Origin of the sequence: Sphingomonas fucosidasi (assembly GCF_036663855.1) — a bacterium.
In the GTDB taxonomy this organism is placed as follows: Bacteria; Pseudomonadota; Alphaproteobacteria; order Sphingomonadales; family Sphingomonadaceae; genus Sphingomonas; species Sphingomonas faeni_B.
In genome coordinates, this window is the sequence record NZ_JAXOJR010000008.1 from 194,148 (window position 1) to 212,425 (window position 18,278).

16 protein-coding genes are annotated in these 18,278 nt (G+C 66.9%); 10 read left to right on the forward strand and 6 right to left on the reverse strand.

What is annotated here, in order from left to right; genetic code table 11:
* Window positions 1-26: 26 nt before the first annotated feature.
* On the reverse strand, window positions 27-1,022 hold the full coding sequence (locus U1737_RS15710) for an alpha/beta fold hydrolase (protein ID WP_332797410.1): 996 nt from the start codon (window positions 1,020-1,022) through the stop codon (window positions 27-29).
* 77 nt (window positions 1,023-1,099) lie between these two features.
* On the opposite strand from U1737_RS15710, the gene phaR reads away from it, so the two are divergent.
* On the forward strand, window positions 1,100-1,636 hold the full coding sequence (gene phaR, locus U1737_RS15715) for a polyhydroxyalkanoate synthesis repressor PhaR (protein WP_248523342.1): 537 nt from the start codon (window positions 1,100-1,102) through the stop codon (window positions 1,634-1,636).
* 16 nt (window positions 1,637-1,652) lie between these two features.
* Entirely contained in the window at window positions 1,653-1,838 is a 186-nt protein-coding gene (locus tag U1737_RS15720; RefSeq protein WP_248523340.1) for a hypothetical protein, read from the forward strand.
* A gap of 13 nt (window positions 1,839-1,851) precedes the next feature.
* Here the strand turns inward: U1737_RS15720 and U1737_RS15725 are convergent, their stop codons facing one another.
* The 3 genes from U1737_RS15725 to U1737_RS15735 form a co-directional block, all read right to left on the reverse strand.
* Window positions 1,852-3,294: a glycosyltransferase family protein gene (locus tag U1737_RS15725; RefSeq protein ID WP_332797411.1), complete on the reverse strand. Its 1,443-nt coding sequence runs from the start codon at window positions 3,292-3,294 to the stop codon at window positions 1,852-1,854.
* An 8-nt stretch (window positions 3,295-3,302) separates the two neighbouring features.
* The gene (locus tag U1737_RS15730; RefSeq protein WP_332797412.1) at window positions 3,303-4,520 is read right to left on the reverse strand and encodes a hypothetical protein; all 1,218 of its coding nucleotides are present in this window, start codon (window positions 4,518-4,520) and stop codon (window positions 3,303-3,305) included.
* 281 nt (window positions 4,521-4,801) lie between these two features.
* Window positions 4,802-6,337, reverse strand: a complete 1,536-nt coding sequence (locus U1737_RS15735) for a TadA family conjugal transfer-associated ATPase (protein ID WP_248523334.1) — start codon at window positions 6,335-6,337, stop codon at window positions 4,802-4,804.
* Between the two features lie 134 nt (window positions 6,338-6,471).
* Between U1737_RS15735 and U1737_RS15740 the strand changes: the two genes are divergently transcribed.
* Window positions 6,472-7,989 carry a S1C family serine protease gene (locus tag U1737_RS15740; RefSeq protein WP_332797413.1) on the forward strand — a complete coding sequence of 506 codons (1,518 nt, stop codon included), beginning with the start codon at window positions 6,472-6,474 and terminating at the stop codon, window positions 7,987-7,989.
* 72 nt (window positions 7,990-8,061) lie between these two features.
* Window positions 8,062-9,693: a tetratricopeptide repeat protein gene (locus tag U1737_RS15745; RefSeq protein WP_332797414.1), complete on the forward strand. Its 1,632-nt coding sequence runs from the start codon at window positions 8,062-8,064 to the stop codon at window positions 9,691-9,693.
* 3 nt (window positions 9,694-9,696) lie between these two features.
* On the opposite strand, the gene ada is transcribed toward U1737_RS15745, so the two are convergent.
* On the reverse strand, window positions 9,697-10,725 hold the full coding sequence (ada, locus tag U1737_RS15750) for a bifunctional DNA-binding transcriptional regulator/O6-methylguanine-DNA methyltransferase Ada (RefSeq protein ID WP_332797415.1): 1,029 nt from the start codon (window positions 10,723-10,725) through the stop codon (window positions 9,697-9,699).
* Window positions 10,726-10,838: 113 nt separating this feature from the next.
* On the opposite strand from ada, the gene U1737_RS15755 reads away from it, so the two are divergent.
* Window positions 10,839-11,684 (forward strand): oxidoreductase, encoded by an 846-nt coding sequence (locus U1737_RS15755; protein WP_332797416.1) that lies wholly within the window; start codon window positions 10,839-10,841, stop codon window positions 11,682-11,684.
* A gap of 201 nt (window positions 11,685-11,885) precedes the next feature.
* On the opposite strand, the gene U1737_RS15760 is transcribed toward U1737_RS15755, so the two are convergent.
* Window positions 11,886-12,626 (reverse strand): dienelactone hydrolase family protein, encoded by a 741-nt coding sequence (locus U1737_RS15760; RefSeq protein ID WP_332797417.1) that lies wholly within the window; start codon window positions 12,624-12,626, stop codon window positions 11,886-11,888.
* Between the two features lie 315 nt (window positions 12,627-12,941).
* Here U1737_RS15760 and U1737_RS15765 point away from each other — a divergent pair, with 315 nt between their 5' ends.
* The 5 genes from U1737_RS15765 (at window position 12,942) to atpD (ending at window position 18,103) form a co-directional block, all read left to right on the forward strand.
* Complete coding sequence (locus U1737_RS15765; protein ID WP_332797418.1) at window positions 12,942-13,496, forward strand: F0F1 ATP synthase subunit delta; 555 nt, start codon at window positions 12,942-12,944, stop codon at window positions 13,494-13,496.
* A gap of 4 nt (window positions 13,497-13,500) precedes the next feature.
* Window positions 13,501-15,030 carry a F0F1 ATP synthase subunit alpha gene (gene atpA / locus U1737_RS15770; protein ID WP_055873607.1) on the forward strand — a complete coding sequence of 510 codons (1,530 nt, stop codon included), beginning with the start codon at window positions 13,501-13,503 and terminating at the stop codon, window positions 15,028-15,030.
* 100 nt (window positions 15,031-15,130) lie between these two features.
* The gene (locus U1737_RS15775; RefSeq protein ID WP_248523321.1) at window positions 15,131-16,024 is read left to right on the forward strand and encodes a F0F1 ATP synthase subunit gamma; all 894 of its coding nucleotides are present in this window, start codon (window positions 15,131-15,133) and stop codon (window positions 16,022-16,024) included.
* Window positions 16,021-16,614, forward strand: a complete 594-nt coding sequence (locus U1737_RS15780; protein WP_332797419.1) for a hypothetical protein — start codon at window positions 16,021-16,023, stop codon at window positions 16,612-16,614. The genes U1737_RS15775 and U1737_RS15780 overlap by 4 nt, the downstream gene beginning before the upstream one ends.
* 4 nt (window positions 16,615-16,618) lie before the next feature.
* Entirely contained in the window at window positions 16,619-18,103 is a 1,485-nt protein-coding gene (atpD, locus tag U1737_RS15785; protein ID WP_055873598.1) for a F0F1 ATP synthase subunit beta, read from the forward strand.
* Window positions 18,104-18,278: the final 175 nt, after the last annotated feature.

Sequence of the window (18,278 nt, forward strand, 5' to 3'; positions counted from 1 at the left end):
TCCTCTATGTTTGGACCCCATGTAGGTCAGTCGAGCGCGGCGATCCAGTTGGCGAGCGGTTCCCAGAGCCGCGCGCGGGCGGACCGGCCGACGATCATACCGACATGGCCCGCACCGAGATCGCGACGGTCGGCAAGCCCGATCGCGGTGGCGGCGGGGACGATTCGGTCGCTAAGCGAGACGAACTCGACCGTAGGGCAGGGGAGCGCGAGCGGATCCACTCGGGTGCCGGCGATCGTCCATTCTCCTTTGCCGGGCAGGTCATCGGCGATGCAGTCTTCGAACAGCGAGGCGGCAGCCGCATAGGGGAGGGGCGCGCCGGCGTTCGCCCAATCCTCGAGTCGGACGAACGCGCGCGCCGCGTCGCTGTCGGGGGCGAGGTCGGCGAACGCCTCGTATTTTGTGATCGTACGCGCGGGATCGAGTTGCCAGAATCCGGCTTGCAGGACTTCCATCGGCAGCACGCCGAGCATCGCCGCGGCAGGCTGGACTGCTGCCCAGGTGGCGGCAAGCGCGGACCGACCTTCGCCATAGCCCGCGAAGTGCCACGGCGCGGCGATCGTCGCGACTCCGGCTACGGGCGTGATCGCCGCGGCACCGAGCGCAAGCGTGCCGCCGAGGCAATAGCCGACCAGCACCGGCGGTTCGTCCAGCGCCCGCAGCAACGGCACCAGCAGCCGCTCGACATGCGCCGCCAGATCGAGGTCGCGATCTTCGCTGCCGGGCGCTCCCCAATCGACCAGCCACGCGTGAAAACCCTGCGCGGCGATCCACCGCACCAGCGAAGACTCGGGCGAATGGTCGAGGATGTTGGGCGGGTTTATCAGCGACGGAACGAACACTACCGGCCGTCCGCTGCCACCGTAATCGCGCAGCGAAACCCGCCCCGCGCGGTGGATCGCGGGCATCGGATCGGCGCGCTGCTCTCGTGGTGCGGCCTGATAGGCGCGCAATCCGGCTAGCGCGCGGGCCATCCGTTCGGGCGATGCTGCGGTCTCGCTGCGCAGCACGTTAAGGAACAAGGGTAAGGGCCTCGGACCTTGTTGCGGTGCGTCATCAAAGACTGTAGCCTCCGTTTCAAACATAAGACGGGGGATCCATGAAGAAGCAACCGGCTGCCGACGGAATCGTCATTATCAAGAAATACGCCAACAGGCGGCTCTATAACACCGAGACCTCATCCTACATCACGCTCGATCATCTGGCGACGATGACTCGCGAGGGCCGCGACTTCAAGGTGGTCGACGCGAAGACCGACGAGGACATCACCCACAACGTCCTCACCCAGATCATCATGGAGGAGGAGAGTCGCGGCGAGACGATGATGCCGGTGAATTTCCTGCGCCAGCTGATCTCGATGTACGGCGACTCGATGCAGACGATGGTGCCGGGCTATCTCGAGGCGTCGATGGACAGCTTCCGTCGCAATCACGACCAGTTCAAGTCCGCGGTCGAGGGTGCGTTCGCGAACTCGCCGTTCGCCGATCTCGCCAAGCGCAATCTCGCGATGTTCGACGTCGCCGCGCAGGCGATGAACCCGGCCACGCCCGCACCCGCCGCCAGCAAGGACGACGAGATCGCGGCGCTGCGCACCGAACTCGCCAAATTGCAGGAAAAGGTCGAGAAGCTCGGCTGACGGATCGGGCTGGACGATGGGGCCGGTGTTGTGGAGTGCGAGCGGCGGCTTGGCCGCGTTGGCGGTCGTCGCCGGGCTTGGCGAGCGGCGCCGGCGACGGCGGCGCGATCCGGATTCGGTCGGCTGGGTAGACTGGCCGACCGTCCAGATGCTCGCACTGATCGCATTGGCCGTCACGGTCGGGCTGGCGTTCAAGACCTGAGCCTAGAGGGCCGTCAGCGGGGAAAGTCCGTCCGCAGGCGATAGACGCTCTGGGGCAACTCGCCGATCTTTACCGAACCGACCAGCCGATAGCGCGCCGCGATCGCGCGAACGACCAGCGCCTGGGTCGCCAGGTTCGTACTGGGTTTGGGCGCGCGCACGACGATCACGCCCGGACGGGCCGCGAGCAGCCGCGTGACTTCGGCGACGGGATCGACCCCCGTACCATGCGACTCGGTCGTCTGGCCCAGATGGCTGCGGAAGATATAGGGCGTCGGCAGGCAGGACCGGGTGAGGAAATAGAGGATCGGTTCGCTGCCATAGGCGAACATGCAGCCTCGCGGTTGCTGGCCGATCAGCTGGACGAGTTGGGCGATCTGCCGTGCGTTGCCGCGCCGTCCGACGCGGACGCTCGTCAGGATGGTCGCGGCGAGCGCACCGAATGCGAGTATTGCGGCAAGGCGAAAGACGGTCGTGCGGACGGTCGGCCCGGCAAGTCCGGTGCCGGCGGCGACCGACAGCGGCAGCGCGAGTGGCAGCATGTAGAGCAGCTCGAACGTGTGCATGATCAGGATCGCGATCACCGCGGCGGCGACCCATCCGAGCGCGAAGCTGCCGGCCCGTCGGCCGCGCCACGCCAGCCAGGCGAGCGGCAAGCTTAGGCCGATCCCGCCAAGCAGCTTCAGGATATTGGAGCGCAGCGTGTCGTCGTCCTGCTGCCCGAAGATCGAGAGGAAGTTCGCGAAGACGAAGGCATCGCCGTGGCCGGCTGCGGCATAGACGGCCCAGGCGAGCGCGGTCGGCAGCAGCGCGGCGCCGATCCACAGGCCGGCGTCGACGGCCAGCCGGCCGATCGATCGGCCATCGCGATGCGCGGTCCACACCAGCGTCAGGCCGAAGAAGATCCCCTCGAACATGGCGGTGTATTTGACCTGCATCGCGATCCCGATCAGCAGCATCGCCCCGGCGCCGCGCAGGCTGATATGCCGCTGGTCGCGCGTCGTATCGAGCACCACCAGCGCCGCCGCCGCCATCAGCGCGTTGCCCCATATTGCGGACTGGCCGCCCGCACCGTCGAACACGACGATCCAGACGAGATAGATCAGCCCCGCGCCCAGACTCGCCACCGGGCTCGCGCCCGTGGGGCCGAGGCGGTCGACGAGCCGACCGACGAGCCATGCGGTGCTCGCGGCGACGAGCGTCGCGGCGAGCTGGTACATCAGCACGCCGTCGCCGCCGACGCTGCGGATAGCAGCGAAGATCAGGAACAGCCCGACCGGCTTGCGATCGAAGATGTCGACGAACGGCCATGCACCCTGCAGCAGGCGATCGCCGACCAGCAGGTAGAATTGCTCGTCGCTATGGATCACCGGGTTGCCGAAGAACGGGCTGCGGAGGGCGAGGGCAAGGAGGAGCAGGACGATGGCCTGCCCCGATCGGTGACGCAGACTAAACATGGATCGTCCTAATAAAAATGCGTCAGTTCGAGCGCGCGTGTCGTGCCGTCGCACAGGCCGAGCGTCACGACACGGCCAGGTTTGTCGGCAGTCCAGGCCGCGATCGGACTGGTCGGATAGTCGGCGCGGATCGGCGTGCCGTCGATCGTGCAGATCAGGTCGCCGTCCTTCCAGCCGGTCGCGGCCGCCGGTCCGCCGCGCATGACGTGCAGGACTTTCAGCCGGTCCTTCTCGATGCCGATGAGCAGCCCGCTGGTCGAACGCGGCGGCGGCAGGTCGGCCCTGGGTCCCCGGCTCAATATCATCCGCCGGGCGCCGGGATCGAGCAGCACGCGGTAATTCTGGAGGAAGCCGGATCCGATCCGACCGGCGGTGCCGATCGCCTGCGAGAATCCGCCTGCGGGCTCGATCCGAACTTCGGCATCGCGCGCGGTCATCTCGCCGACGCGGAGCTCTGGAACGATCGCGAGACCGCTCACCGCCGCCCCGGCCAGCCCGAACGAGATCGCGCTGGTGGTCCGCAGCGCCGTCAGGTTCGCCGCCTGCCATCCCGGCGTCGTGACGGTGATCGACGATCCGTCGCCGGTATCGACCACGATTGGCGCGAGCAGCCGGCCGCCCAGCGTGATCGCGCTTTCGTAGACGCTGCGTTCGGCGGAAACGCGGAGCGGCGCGGTCTGACCCTTGAACGGGAGGCGGCCGGAGCGGATCAGGCGGAAGCGCTTGCCGGCATAGTCGATGTCGAGCGCATGGCCGGCGAGCATGTCGGCGCCGACCAGCAGATCGACCGCGGACGCGCTGCCGGTGGCGATCGCGGGCAGGTCGGCGACCGTCACGCCGCCGCCGGTCCGCGCGAGGCCGCCGAGCGCGACGCTGCGGGTCGGCATCCAGCCCAACGCGACCGATCCGCCGATCGCGGTCGCGCTGCCGCCGGCGACCAGCTTGGCGGTGTCGACCGCGGGGGAGGCCTTGGCGAGCAACGTATAGCTGACGCCGGTATCGAGGATCGCGGTGACGTCGCGGCCGTCGATCTGCATCGTGAAGCGGATCTGGTTGCCGGGGGTCAGGTCGAACGGAATCCAGCGGGCTTCGGCGTCGGTCGCGAGATGGTAGACGCCGCGGTCTCGGGCGGCGGGGGAGATGGCGGCCGGTGCAGGCGCAGGTTCGCGCGCGGAGACGAACAGGACCGCGATCAGCGGGAAGAGGGCGAAAAGGACACGACGCATGTCCGGTGGTCCCTAGCGAGTCGCAGGAGCGGTACAAGCGGATGCGTCGCCGAAGCGGGGTCGAGACCCGACGAAGGTCGCCGCAGGCCGCCGATCAAGCAGCCCGCCGATCAAGGCGTACGACACTCCAAGCTGTTCCACCCCGGCGAAGGCCGGGGCCCAGATGGGGGACGGTGATGATGTCGGACGGCGCTTGTTATTGCCACCTTTCCAACTGGGCCCCGGCCTTCGCCGGGGTGGTGGCGTCATGCATGCGGCGAACTGTTGTGAGCCAAGGCCACCTACAGGCACGCCTCGAGATACGCCTGGTCGAACCCGAACTGCTTGGCCTTCTCCAGCGTGTACGGTCGCAACCCCATCGACCGGTATTCGCCGAGAATCTTCCCGTCCGCCGACTCGTCCATATACTCGAACTTGAACAGCTCCTGCGTGACGATCACCGGGCCCTCCATGCCGATCACCTCGGTGATGTTGGTCACCCGGCGCGAGCCGTCGCGCAGGCGTTTCACCTGGATGATCAGCTCGACCGAGTCCGCGATCTGCCGCGAGATCGCTTCCTTGGGCACCTTGATGTCCGACATCATCACCATGTTCTCCATGCGGGCGAGCGCCTCACGCGGGGAGTTGGCGTGGAGCGTGCACATCGAGCCGTCGTGACCCGTGTTCATCGCCGCGAGCATGTCGAAACACTCGGACCCACGAATTTCGCCCAGGATGATCCGGTCCGGCCGCATACGCAGCGCGTTCTTCACAAGATCGCGGATCGAGATCTCGCCCTGACCCTCCAGATTGGCCGGCCGCGTTTCGAGCGGCAGCCAGTGCGGCTGTTGCAGGCGAAGCTCGGCCGCATCCTCGATCGTCAGCACGCGCTCGCCGGGGTCGATCATCTTCGACAAGGCATTGAGCATCGTCGTCTTGCCCGAGCCGGTACCGCCCGAGATCACCACGTTGAAGCGCGATGCCCCCGCGATCTTCAACGCGGTCGCCATCTTCGGCGACATCGATCCGAACCCCGCCATCATGTCGAGCGTGATCGGTTTCGCGGAGAATTTACGAATCGAGATCGCGGTGCCGCGCAACGATAGCGGCGGGACGATCACGTTGACGCGCGATCCGTCCTTCAAACGCGCATCGGCGAGCGGGGACGTCTGGTCGACGCGGCGCCCGACCGAGTTCACGATCCGCTGCGCGATCTGGAACAGATGCTCCTCGTCGCGGAACTGGATCGGCGCGAGCTCGAGTTTGCCCTTGCGCTCGACATAGGTCTGGTCGGGGCCGTTCACCATGATGTCGGTAATGTTCGGATCGGCCAGCAGCTCTTCCAACGGCCCGAGCCCGAGCAACTCGTCGACCAGCACCTTTTCCAGCGCGAACTGTTCGCGGCGGTTGAGCGTCAGCTTCAGCTCGGCGAGCACTTCGCCGATGATCGGGCGGAATTCCTCGGCCAGTTCGTCCTTGTTGAGCGTCGCCGCCGCTTCCGGGTCGACGCGTTCGAGCAGGCGCGGGAGGACCTGTTCCTTGATCTTGTGGATCGACTGTTCGAAGCCCTCGGTTCGGCTGTTGCCCGCTTCCCCGCTCGCATTCTGGCGATCGGACAGCCGCTGCATCGCGTCCATCTGGCCGGCGGGCATCGTGCCGAGGCCGAAGCCGTCGGATTCGCCGGGCATCGGCAACGAGTCGATCGGCGGGAATTGCGCACCGCCCTCGGGTTCGGACCGCGGCGCGGGGCCACCGCCCTGCATGGGACGGGCGACGCCGAATGCGGGCCGGGCCGCTTGCCCCCCGCTCATGCCATTACGACGCCCGAATGCACTCATGCCCAAATCCCCGGATAAGTGCATACCGGGTTAGGGTCGAAGGCTTGATAATTCGCTAACCAAACCGGAATGGCGGGGATCTGCGGATCCGCTGCAGGGTTGATCGCGGTCAAGAACTCCCCGAAGGCTGGTGCATGATCCGCCTGCTGCTTCTCCTCGCGCTGACTTTCGGGTTGGCCAGTTCCGCGTCGGCCGACGACATCGCCGCCGCCGGGCGCGGCGTGGTGCGCGTCGTGACGATCGCGGTGGTCGACGATCAGGTGGTCGGCTTCGGGCACGGCAGCGGCTTTGCGATCGCGCCCAACCGGATCGTCACCAACGCGCACGTCGTCGATCTCGCCGAGCGCTATCCCGACAACGTGGTCGTCGGCATCGTGCCGACCGAGGGGGACAAATCCTACCAGGGCAAGGTGATCGCGTATGATTCGCAGCGCGACCTGGCGCTGATTGAGTTCACCGGCGCGCGCCTGCCGCCGAGCCCGCTCTATACCGGCCCGATGAGCGAGGGCGATGCGGTGGTGTCGCTCGGCTTCCCGGGCAACGTCGACCTGGCGACGGCGCGGTCGGCGGCGGACTATATCCGGCCGATGACGCCGGTGCGGTCGGAGGGCGTGCTCTCGGGCCGCCGCGTGCTGAGCGGCGTCGAGGTGTTGCTGCACACCGCCAGCATCGCGCGTGGTAATTCGGGCGGGCCTCTGCTCGATCGTTGCGGGCGGGTGATCGGGGTGAATTCGGCGATCACGCGCGGCGAGGAAGGCGATTCGACGTTCGGGTTCGCGATCGCGGATACCGAACTGGCCGGCTTCCTGCGCGACGCGAAACAGCCCTACGCGTCGATCGGTACGGGCTGCACGTCGATCGAGGATCGCTTGCGGCAGGACGCCGACGCGGATGCGCGGGCGACGGCGGATGCGGCGTCAGCCAAGCGCGACGCCGCCACGCAGGATGCGATGACCCGCGAGGTGGCGCTGGAGAAGGCCCGGACCGAGGCGTCGCGCAGTCGCGAGAACGTCATGGCGATCGCCGGGCTCCTGCTGGTCGCGGGCGCGCTCGTGATCGGCAGCGCTGGGCTGCTCGAATCGCGGGGCCAGCGGCGCCAGGCGATCTGGGCGGTGTCGGTCGGCGGCGTCAGCGTGCTGGTCGCGATCATCGTCTTCGTGCTGCGCCCCTCGGGCGAGGTCGACGTCCCCTTGTCGGCGCTCCCGAAGACCCGCATCTCGACGCCCGACGCCGCGCTCGGCAAGCTGATCTGCACGCTGATCCCGGAGCGCAGCCGGATCACCATCTCGTCCAGCGAGGACGTGCCGATCGACTGGGGTGTAAAGGGCTGCGTGAACGGCAAGACGCAATATGTCGGCGCGCAAAACGGCAATGGGGGCGGCCGCTGGGACCGCGTGCTGGTGCCCGACGACGAGCAGACCGTCTCCGTCCTGTCGTTCGATCCGGCAACGCGGGTCTATTCGAACACGCGCTATCTGCTGTCGGCGGCGGGGATGACCGCCGCGCGGACCGCGCGCGGTGTCGTGCCGAACGTCTGCAACATGGACGACGCCGCGCTGGCTCGGCTCGCCGGGCAGCAGGCGGCGATCCGCGCGGTGCTGCCGCCGCTGCCGAACGAAAAGCTGGTCTATTCCTGCAAGTCGGCAAAATGACCGGCATCGGACGTAACCAATAGCTTCCCGTCCCGGAATCTGCTCGACTGCGCGAAAGAACGACCGGCCGGCATGACGCCCGGCAAGGGTTCGGCAGGGGCTGGGCAGGGTGGCGCGATGATCGGTGTTTCGGGATGGGTTCGGTGTACCTGCGTGATAGCAGCGGCGGGTGCTGCCTGCTTTTCGGTCGCTGCGGAGGCCAAATGGTTGCGCGCCACCTCCGACCATTTCGTCGTCTATTCGAGCGCCGGTGAGACGGCGCTGCGCAAGACCGCGACGCAACTCGAGCAGTTCGATGGCGTGATGCGTATCCTGCACCGTGCCAACACCCCGCCCGCCGAGCCGGGCACGAACCGCGTGACCGTCTATGTCGTCGATACGGCGAGCGATGTCCGCAAGCTGATGGGCAAGGGCAGCGCCAACGTCGCCGGATTCTACCTGCCGCGCGTCAACGGATCGATCGCCTTTACGCCTCGCTCCGGCGGCGCGGATGCCAATCTGAAGCCGGAGATCGTGCTGTTCCACGAATACGCGCATCATTTCCTGCTCGGCACGTTCGCCGCCGCTTATCCGGCCTGGTTTTCCGAAGGCTATGCCGAGTTCGTCTCGACCGCGCGGTTCGAAAAGGACGGCGTCATGGTCGGCGTCGCGGCGCAGCACCGGGCGTACAGCCTGTTCAAGACCCGCGGACTGTCGGCCGAGCGCCTGTTCGATACCGGATCGCGACGGTTGTCGGACGAGGAGCGTGGCTCGCTCTACGCACGCGGCTGGCTGCTGACCCATTATATCATGTTCGATCCGGCGCGCGGCGCGACGTTCGGGCGCTATCTCGACGCCTTGAACAAGGGCGTTCCCAGCGTCGCGGCGGCACGGGCCGCGTTCGGCGACCTGCGCGCGCTCGATCGGGCGCTCGACGCCTATCTCGCACGATCGACGATCCCCGGCATCAAGATCGCCTATTCGCGGCTCCCCGATCCTAAGATCACCGTCGAACCGCTGAGTGCCGGCGCCGAAGCCTTGATGCCGCTTCGCATGGAATCCGAACGCGGCGTGAACCGCCAGACGGCGCAGCCGATCTACACCCGCGCCAAGACGATCGCCGCGGCCTATCCGACCGATGCCGTCGCGCAGGGCTGGTTCGCCGAGATGGCCTATGATGCGGTTCAGGACGACGATGCCGAAGCGGCCGCGGACCGCGCCCTCGCCGCCGACCCCAAGATGGCGCAGGCGTTGCTGTACAAGGCCAGGATCCACCTGCGGCGGGCAAGTGCCGCGTCCACCAAGGATGCCGATGCGTGGAAGGAGGCGCGAAGCTGGGTCGTCAAGGCCAACCGCCTCGCCCCCGACGATGCGGAGGCCTTGTCGCTCTATTATGACAGCTTCGGCGCGCAGCGTACGCCGCCGACCAAGGTGGCGATCACCGGTATCAAGCGCGCGCTCGAACTCGTGCCGCAGGATCCCGGTCTGCGGTTCAAGGTCGCCGCCCAGGAGATTGGCGACGGCGATGCGGAAGATGCCAAGCGGACCTTGCGCCCGCTCGCCTTCAACCCGCATCTGCCGGCGGACAATCCCGCGGCGCGTCTGATCACGATCCTCGAATCGGGCAAGATCGGTCCGGAGGCGTTGCGGTCGCTCGGACAGGCCCAAGGCCAGGTGCAGGGGCCGGGCCAGGATGGGGCTGCCGAGACGCCTCCGGCCGGGTGACGCCTAACCCCGTTCCCGCTCGATCAACGCGGCTTTGCGCTCCAGCCCATACGCATAGCCGCCAAGCGCGCCGCCGATCCGCTGCGCGCGGTGGCAGGGGATGACGATCGAGACCGGGTTCTGCCCGCACGCGGTGCCGGCGGCGCGTACTGCCGCGGGGCGACCGGCGAGCGCTGCGAGTTCGCTATAGGTGCGTGTCTCGCCGATCGGGATCGTTCGCAGCGCCTGCCAGATCGCTTCCTGGAACGCCGTGCCGCGGACATCGATAGGGAGGTCGTGGTCGCGATCGGGAGATTCGACGGCGGCGACGACCTGCGCGGCCAAGTCGGCGAGCGCCGCGTCACCGGGTTCGATTCTGGCGTTCGGAAAGCGGCGGTGGAGTTCATCGGCATCCTCGTCGAACGATACGCGGCACAGGCCCTTGTCGGTGGCGGCGACGAACAATGCGCCGAGGCTCGTGTCGGCGACCGTCCAGCGGATCGTGACGCCTTCGCCGCCGCGTGCCCAGGCGCTGGGGGCCATGCCGAGCCGTTTGGCGTCGGCCTCGTAGAAGCGGCTCGGGGCGGAATAGCCGGCGTCGTAGATCGCTTCGGTCACGGTCGAATCCTCCGATAAGGCGTCGCGCGCGCGGCCGGTGCGCAGCGCGCGGGCATAAGCGGCGGGGGTGACGCCGGTGGCGCGCTTGAACAGGCGGTGGAAATGGTGCGGCGCGTAGCCGACCTTGGCTGCGACTTGGTCGAGCGAGAGGCGGTCTTCGGCGGCTTCGAGCAATGCGATGGCGGCGGCGACAGCGATACGGTCGCGGCCGACTTCGTCCGGCGTGCAGCGCAGGCAGGCGCGGAAGCCGGCGGCGCGGGCGCTGGCTGGGTCGGGGTGGAAGGTGACGTTCTCGCGCTTCGGGTGGCGTGCGGGGCAGCTTGGCTTGCAGTAGATGCCGGTGGTCTTCACACCAACCACGAACCGGCCGTCCCATGCGCGGTCGCGGCGCTCGAACGCGGTCCAGGCGGTGTCGGTGTCGGGGGCGGTGCTCATTGGATCGGTATAGCCGGTCGCGACGCGCGCGCATCCCGCGGCTTGCGATCAAAGCGGACCCGAATGGACGGCCCGGCCGTTCTCTGATCATACCCCCTAACGAAAGATGTCTCATGGCCTCCGACACCCCCGTCTGGTTCATCTCCGGCTGCTCGACCGGTTTCGGTCGCGAACTCGCCAAGCTCGTGCTCGCGCGCGGTTGGCGTGCGGTGGTTACCGCGCGCGATGCGGGGCGGGTGGCCGATCTTGCGGAGGGCGCCGAGGATCGCGCGCTCGCGGTGTCGCTCGACGTGACCGACCAGGCGCAGATCGAGGATGCGGTCGCGCAGGCGCAGGCGAAGTTCGGGCGGATTGACGTGCTCGTGAACAATGCGGGCTATGGCTATCAGGCGTCGATCGAGGAGGGCGAGGAGTCCGAAATCCGCGCGCAGTTCGATGCGAACGTGTTCGGGTTGTTCGCGCTTACGCGGGCGGTGTTGCCGATCATGCGCGGTCAGAAGAGCGGGCATGTGATCAACATCACGTCGGTTGCCGGGTTGGTCGGGTTTCCGGGCTCGGGTTATTACGCCGCGTCGAAGCATGCGGTCGAGGGCTGGTCGGACTCGCTGCTCGCCGAGGTGAAGCCGCTCGGGATCGCCGTGACGTGCGTCGAGCCGGGGCCGTTCCGGACGGATTGGGCGGGGCGGTCGCTGAAGCAGACGCCGGTGACGATTGCGGACTATGCGGAGACGGCGGGCAAGCGGCTCGACGGCACGCGTGAGGTTAGCGGGACTCAGGCTGGCGATCCGGTGCGGGCTGGCGAGGCGATGATCGCACTGACCGAGGGGGCGAACCCGCCGCGGCATCTGGTGCTGGGGGCCTGGGGGTATGATGCGGTCGTCGAGAAGATGGCCGGGCGGTTGAAGGAGATCGAGGCGCACAAGGCGGACAGCTTGGGGGCGGATTTTCCGGTGGAGTAACCCGGGAGGGGCTAAAGAGAGTTGTTTCCCCGCGAAGGCGGGGATCCAGACTGGGCTCCCGCCTTCGCGGGAGAACACGGAAGCAGGCGCGGCCTACAAGACTGTAGCGCCAGCCTGCGCCGAGGCCTGCTACCGAAGCCACCACCCCGGCGAAGGCCGGGGCCCAATTGGGGGACGTCGCTAACGGAGCGCATCCCTCAATTATTGCCACCTTTCCAATTGGGCCCCGGCCTTCGCCGGGGTGGAGGAAAGGGGGGGCGGTGATGAGCCGCCGTTGGCGCGGAACAACTCTAGCGTGCGCGCCTTCGCCAGGTCCGCACTCGGCTCGTGATAATCCTTCCGGCGGTCCGAGTTGAACCCGTGGCCCGCCTCGTAGACATACACCGTCGCGTTCGGCCAATCCTTCGCGATCACCTGCTCGACCCCCTCCATCGGGATGCCGTGGTCGTGACGACCGAAGTGCAGGATGACCGGCACCTTCGGCTCCTCGTCCGCCGCGGCGGGGATCATGCTGCCGTAATAGCCGCTCGCCGCCGCCACGCCGGTGAGCTTGGTCGAGGCGAACCACGCCACCGAGCCGCCATAGCAATAGCCGACCACGAACACCGGCCCGGCGGGTGCGAGCGTGTCGATGCAGGTCTGGACGTCCTTCAACGACAGCTCGAACGGGTGAAGCTGGCGTGCAAGTTCGACGCCGCGCGCGAGGCCGTCGCCTGAATAATCCGCCTCGAAACCGGGATGCTCGCGATCGAACAGCGCTGGCGCTAGGACCTCATAACCGTCGGCGGCATATTCATCGCACAGGTCGCGGATGTGCTCGGTCACGCCGAAGATCTCCTGCACCAGCACGAGCCCACCGCGGCGCTCGCCAGTCGGCTGCGCGTGATAGACGGCGATGCTCGCGCCGTCGGACATCGTCATCGTTTCCATCGTGCCGGTCATTCTCTCGTCCTCGTCGATTGGTCGTAACGGCTGTCCAATACCGTCATTCCCGCGGAGGCGGGAACCCATAGTAGCAGGCCGTGCGGCGAAGCGCTGGGTCCGGAGATAGGGATCCACGCCTTCGCGAGGATGACATAGGAAGGGTGGCCGCCTCGACGCGAATGACAAAACAGTCACAAACCCGTCCCTCCGACCCTCCCGCCGGGTTGCCAATCCGACAACCCGATGCTAACCGCGCCGCGTCCCAGGAGAGGTGCTTTCGCGCCCTCTCTTCCTTTGGGTCGGTTATTCGTTGCAGGCGAGGATAGAGGTTCCGTGGAGACATCCGGCGGTATTCAAGCGAGCTTAGGCGGGCGTTATGCGCTGGCCCTGTTCGAACTCGCGCGTGACGCGAAGACGATCGATGCGGTCGAGTCGAGCCTGGCGAATGTGCGCGACGCACTCGCGCAGTCCGCGGACTTCCGCACGCTGACGGTGAGCCCGATGGTCTCGCGTGGCGCCGCCGTGAAGGCAGTCTCCGCGGTCGCCGACGAACTCGGTGTCGATGCGACCACCAAGAGCTTCCTCGGTGTCCTCGCCGAGAACCACCGGCTCGGCGCGCTGCCGAAGATCATCAAGGCTTTCCGCGCACTTGCCGCGCAGCATCGCGGCGAGATCGCAGCCGAGGTGACGTCCGCGCATCCGCTGACCGACGAGCAGGTGATCGAGCTGAAGCATCAGCTCCGCCAGCGCGTCGGCCGTGAAGTTTCCGTCGACCTCAGCGTCGACCCATCGTTGCTGGGTGGGCTCGTCGTCCGCGTCGGCAGCCAGATGATCGATTCGTCGATCAAGACGCGTCTCAACACTCTCGCGCACGCGATGAAGGGCTAAGCTAATGGATATCCGCGCCGCAGAAATCTCGAAGATCATCAAGGATCAGATCGCCAATTTCGGCACCGAGGCCCAGGTCAGCGAGACCGGCCAGGTGCTGAGCGTAGGCGACGGCATCGCGCGCATCTTCGGCCTCGACAACGTCCAGGCCGGCGAGATGGTCGAATTCTCGAACGGCGTGCAGGGCATGGCGCTCAACCTCGAGGCCGATAACGTCGGCGTCGTGATCTTCGGGAGCGATTCCGAGATCAAGGAAGGCGACATCGTCAAGCGCACCGGCACGATCGTCGACGTGCCGATCGGCAAGGAGCTGCTCGGCCGCGTGGTCGACGGCCTCGGCAACCCGATCGACGGCAAGGGTCCGATCCACACCACCGAGCGCAGCCGCGTCGAAGTGAAGGCACCGGGCATCATCCCGCGCCAGTCGGTCAGCGAGCCGGTCCAGACCGGTCTCAAGGCGATCGACGCGCTCGTCCCCGTCGGCCGTGGCCAGCGCGAGCTGATCATCGGCGATCGCCAGACCGGCAAGTCCGCCGTCGCGATCGACGCGTTCATCAACCAGAAGATCGCCAACGCTGGCGACGACGAGTCGAAGAAGCTGTATTGCGTCTATGTCGCGATCGGCCAGAAGCGCTCGACCGTCGCCCAGCTGGTCAAGACGCTCGAGGAGAACGGCGCGATGGAATACACCATCGTCATCGCCGCGACCGCGTCGGACCCCGCACCGCTCCAGTATCTCGCACCGTACACCGGCGTCGCGATGGGCGAGTATTTCCGCGATCGCGGCATGCACGCGCTGATCTGCTACGACGATCTGTCGAAGCAGGCGGTCGCCTACCGCCAGATGTCGCTCCTGCTGCGTCGTCCTCCGGGCCGTGAGGCGTATCCGGGCGACGTGTTCTATCTCCACAGCCGCCTGCTCGAGCGTGCGGCGAAGATGTCGGACGCGAATGGTGGCGGCTCGCTGACCGCACTGCCGATCATCGAGACGCAGGCGGGCGACGTTTCGGCGTACATCCCGACAAACGTGATCTCGATCACCGACGGCCAGATCTTCCTCGAGACCGACCTGTTCTTCTCGGGCGTCCGCCCGGCGATCAACGTCGGCCTGTCGGTGAGCCGCGTCGGTTCGGCCGCGCAGACCAAGGCGATGAAGAAGGTGTCGGGCTCGATCAAGCTCGAGCTCGCGCAGTACCGCGAGATGGCGGCGTTCGCGCAGTTCGGGTCGGATCTCGATGCGTCGACGCAGAAGCTGCTCAACCGCGGCGCGCGCCTGACCGAGCTGCTGAAGCAGGCACAGTTCTCGCCGCTGCCGTTCGAAGAGCAGACCGTGTCGATCTTCGCCGGCACCAGCGGCTATCTCGACAAGGTGCCGGTCGCCGACGTGACCCGCTACGAGCAGGCGCTGCTGGCCGACATGCGTGCGAACCATGCCGACGTGCTGAAGCTGATCCGCGATACCCGCGATCTGGGTAACGAGGCGAAGGACAAGCTGAAGGCGGCGCTCGAAGCGTTCGCGAAGACGTTTGCATAATTGACCGTCACCCCAGCGAAAGCTGGGGTCTCAGGCCGCCAGTGAGCGGCTTGTGGCACGAGATCCCAGCTTTCGCTGGGATGACGAGGTAGGAAACTAAATGGCGTCGTTGAAAGCCCTCAAGATCCGCATCGGCTCGGTGAAGTCGACGCAGAAGATCACCAAGGCGATGAAGATGGTCGCCGCTGCGAAGCTGCGCCGTGCGCAGGACGCGGCGGTCGCCGGGCGTCCGTATGCCGAGCGTTTGGAAGCGGTGATGGCGAGCCTCGCGGGGCGCGTCGGCATCGCGCCGGGCGCATCGCCGCTGCTCGCGGGCACCGGCAAGGACCAGGTCCACCTGATCGTCATCGCGACGTCGGAGCGTGGCCTCGCCGGTGCGTTCAACACCAACATCGTCCGCGCGGCACGTCGCAAGGCCGAGGAGCTGATCGCAGCCGGCAAGACCGTGAAGTTCTACGTCGCCGGCAAGAAGGGGCGCGTGATCAAGCGCTTCTTCCCGAACGACATCCTCGCCGACCACGAGATGGGCGGAATCAAGAAGCTCGCGTTCAGCGACGCGCAGGAAATCTCCGAGGATCTGATCAAGCGCTTCGGCGAAGGCCAGTTCGACGTCGCGCATCTGTTCTACGCGAAGTTCGTGTCGGCGCTGGTGCAGCTTCCGACCGGCATCCAGATCATCCCGATTCCGTTGTCGTCGATCCCCGGTGCGGAAGCCAAGCCAAACGCTCCTGCCGAGGCGGTCGTCGAGTATGAGCCAGACGAGGAAGCGATCCTCGCAGATCTCCTGCCGCGCAACGTCGCGATCCAGATTTTCCGCGCGCTGCTCGAAAACGCAGCGTCGGAGCAGGGCTCGCGCATGAACGCGATGGACAACGCCACGCGCAACGCCGGCGACATGATCACGCGCCTCTCTATCCAGTATAACCGCACGCGTCAGGCCGCGATCACGACCGAGCTGGTCGAGATCATCTCGGGTGCCGAAGCGCTGAAATGAAGTTCGCGGTCGCCTTGACCCTGACTGCCCCGATGGTGTTGGGGCTGGCTGGCTGCGGCAAGCCGGCACCGTCGGTGCACGAGCAGGAGGCGGCGCAGACCGCCTCCGTCGCGACGCTGTCGGGCTGGGACCGGCTGTTCGGCGCGCCGCAGGAGATGATCGGCGCGATCAACCAGGCGGGCTTTGCGCTCGGGGCCTATGCGGCGAAGGACGGTGGCTTCACGGCGACCGGCCAGCCGCGGATGTTCTCCAACTCGAACGCGGCCAAGCCTAACACGACCTCGGTTGCTGTTACGGGCAAGACCGCCACGGCGATCGACACCGTGACATATGCTCTTGCGCTGACCGACCCGGTCGATGCGACCACCGCACGGATGCGGCTCGCGCAGACCGTCGGCGAGTTTCTCGGCCGCTTCAAGATCAAGGCTTCGCCTGACCTCTTGCGCGCGATCCGCCTCGGCCAGCCGCTCGATGCGGCACCGGCCAAGGTCGCGATCGTGCCTTCGACCAACGGTGCGCCCGAGCGCATCGACGTGACTTTTACCCGTTCACCGGCTACCAACCCGGCCAACAACAAGACCCAAGGATAGTGTGATGGCAACCGCCGCTGAAGACATCCGCCCGACCGAGGGCAGCTCGAAGGCCACGAACAACACCGGCCGCATTTCGCAGGTGATCGGTGCCGTCGTCGACGTGCATTTCCCCGACAACCTGCCCGCGATTCTGTCGGCGCTCGAAACCGACAATAACGGCAACCGGCTCGTCCTCGAAGTCGCGCAGCATCTCGGCGAGAACACCGTTCGCACGATCGCGATGGACGCCACCGAGGGTCTGACCCGCGGCCAGACCGTCACCGACACCGGCTCGCAGATCCGCGTGCCGGTCGGCCCGAAGACGCTCGGCCGTATCCTCAACGTCATCGGCGAGCCGATCGACGAGCGCGGTCCGGTCGGCGCAGAGACGACTGCCCCGATCCATGCTTCGGCACCGCTGTTCGTCGACCAGTCGACCGAGAGCGCGATCCTGGTCACCGGCATCAAGGTCATCGACCTGCTCGCACCCTATGCGAAGGGCGGCAAGATCGGTCTGTTCGGTGGCGCCGGCGTCGGCAAGACCGTGCTGATCCAGGAGCTGATCAACAACATCGCCAAGGGTCACGGCGGCACCTCGGTGTTCGCCGGTGTCGGCGAGCGTACCCGCGAGGGTAACGATCTGTACCACGAGTTCCTCGACGCGGGCGTCATCGCCAAGGACGCCGACGGCAATCCGCAGTCGGAAGGCTCGAAGGTCGCGCTCGTGTTCGGCCAGATGAACGAGCCGCCAGGCGCACGCGCTCGCGTCGCGCTGTCGGGCCTGACGATCGCCGAGTATTTCCGCGACGTCGAAGGCCAGGACGTGCTGTTCTTCGTCGACAACATCTTCCGCTTCACGCAGGCGGGCGCAGAGGTTTCGGCCTTGCTCGGTCGTATCCCGTCGGCGGTGGGCTATCAGCCGACGCTGTCGACCGACATGGGCGCTCTGCAGGAGCGCATCACGTCGACGAACAAGGGGTCGATCACCTCGGTTCAGGCCGTGTACGTCCCTGCAGACGATCTTACCGATCCGGCGCCTGCGACGTCGTTCGCGCATCTCGATGCGACGACCAACCTCAACCGTGCGATCTCGGAGCTGGGCATCTACCCGGCGGTCGACCCGCTCGATTCGACCTCGCGTCTGCTCGAGCCACGCGTCGTCGGCCAGGAGCATTACGACACCGCGCGTGCCGTTCAGTCGACGCTGCAGAAGTACAAGTCGCTGCAGGACATCATCGCGATTCTCGGCATGGACGAGCTGAGCGAGGAAGATAAGCTCACCGTCCAGCGTGCGCGTAAGATCCAGAAGTTCCTCAGCCAGCCGTTCCACGTCGCGGAGGTCTTCACCGGCATCAGCGGCAAGTTCGTCCAGCTCGAAGACACGGTCCGTTCGTTCAAGGCGGTGGTCGAGGGCGAGTATGATCACCTCCCCGAGGCAGCGTTCTACATGGTCGGCGGCATCGACGAAGCCGTCGCCAAGGCCGAGAAGATGGCCGCGGAAGCGTAAGCCTTTCTAGCTCCCTCTCCCCTGCGGGGAGAGGGTTGGGGTGAGGGGCCGCCACAAGCGCCCTCGCCCGGTACTGGGGGGGGCGCCCCCCCCCCCCCCCCCCCCGGCCGGGGGGGCGGGCGGCGCGGCCCGGCGGGGAGACGGCACAGCGCCCCCAACACAAAACGCCACCCGC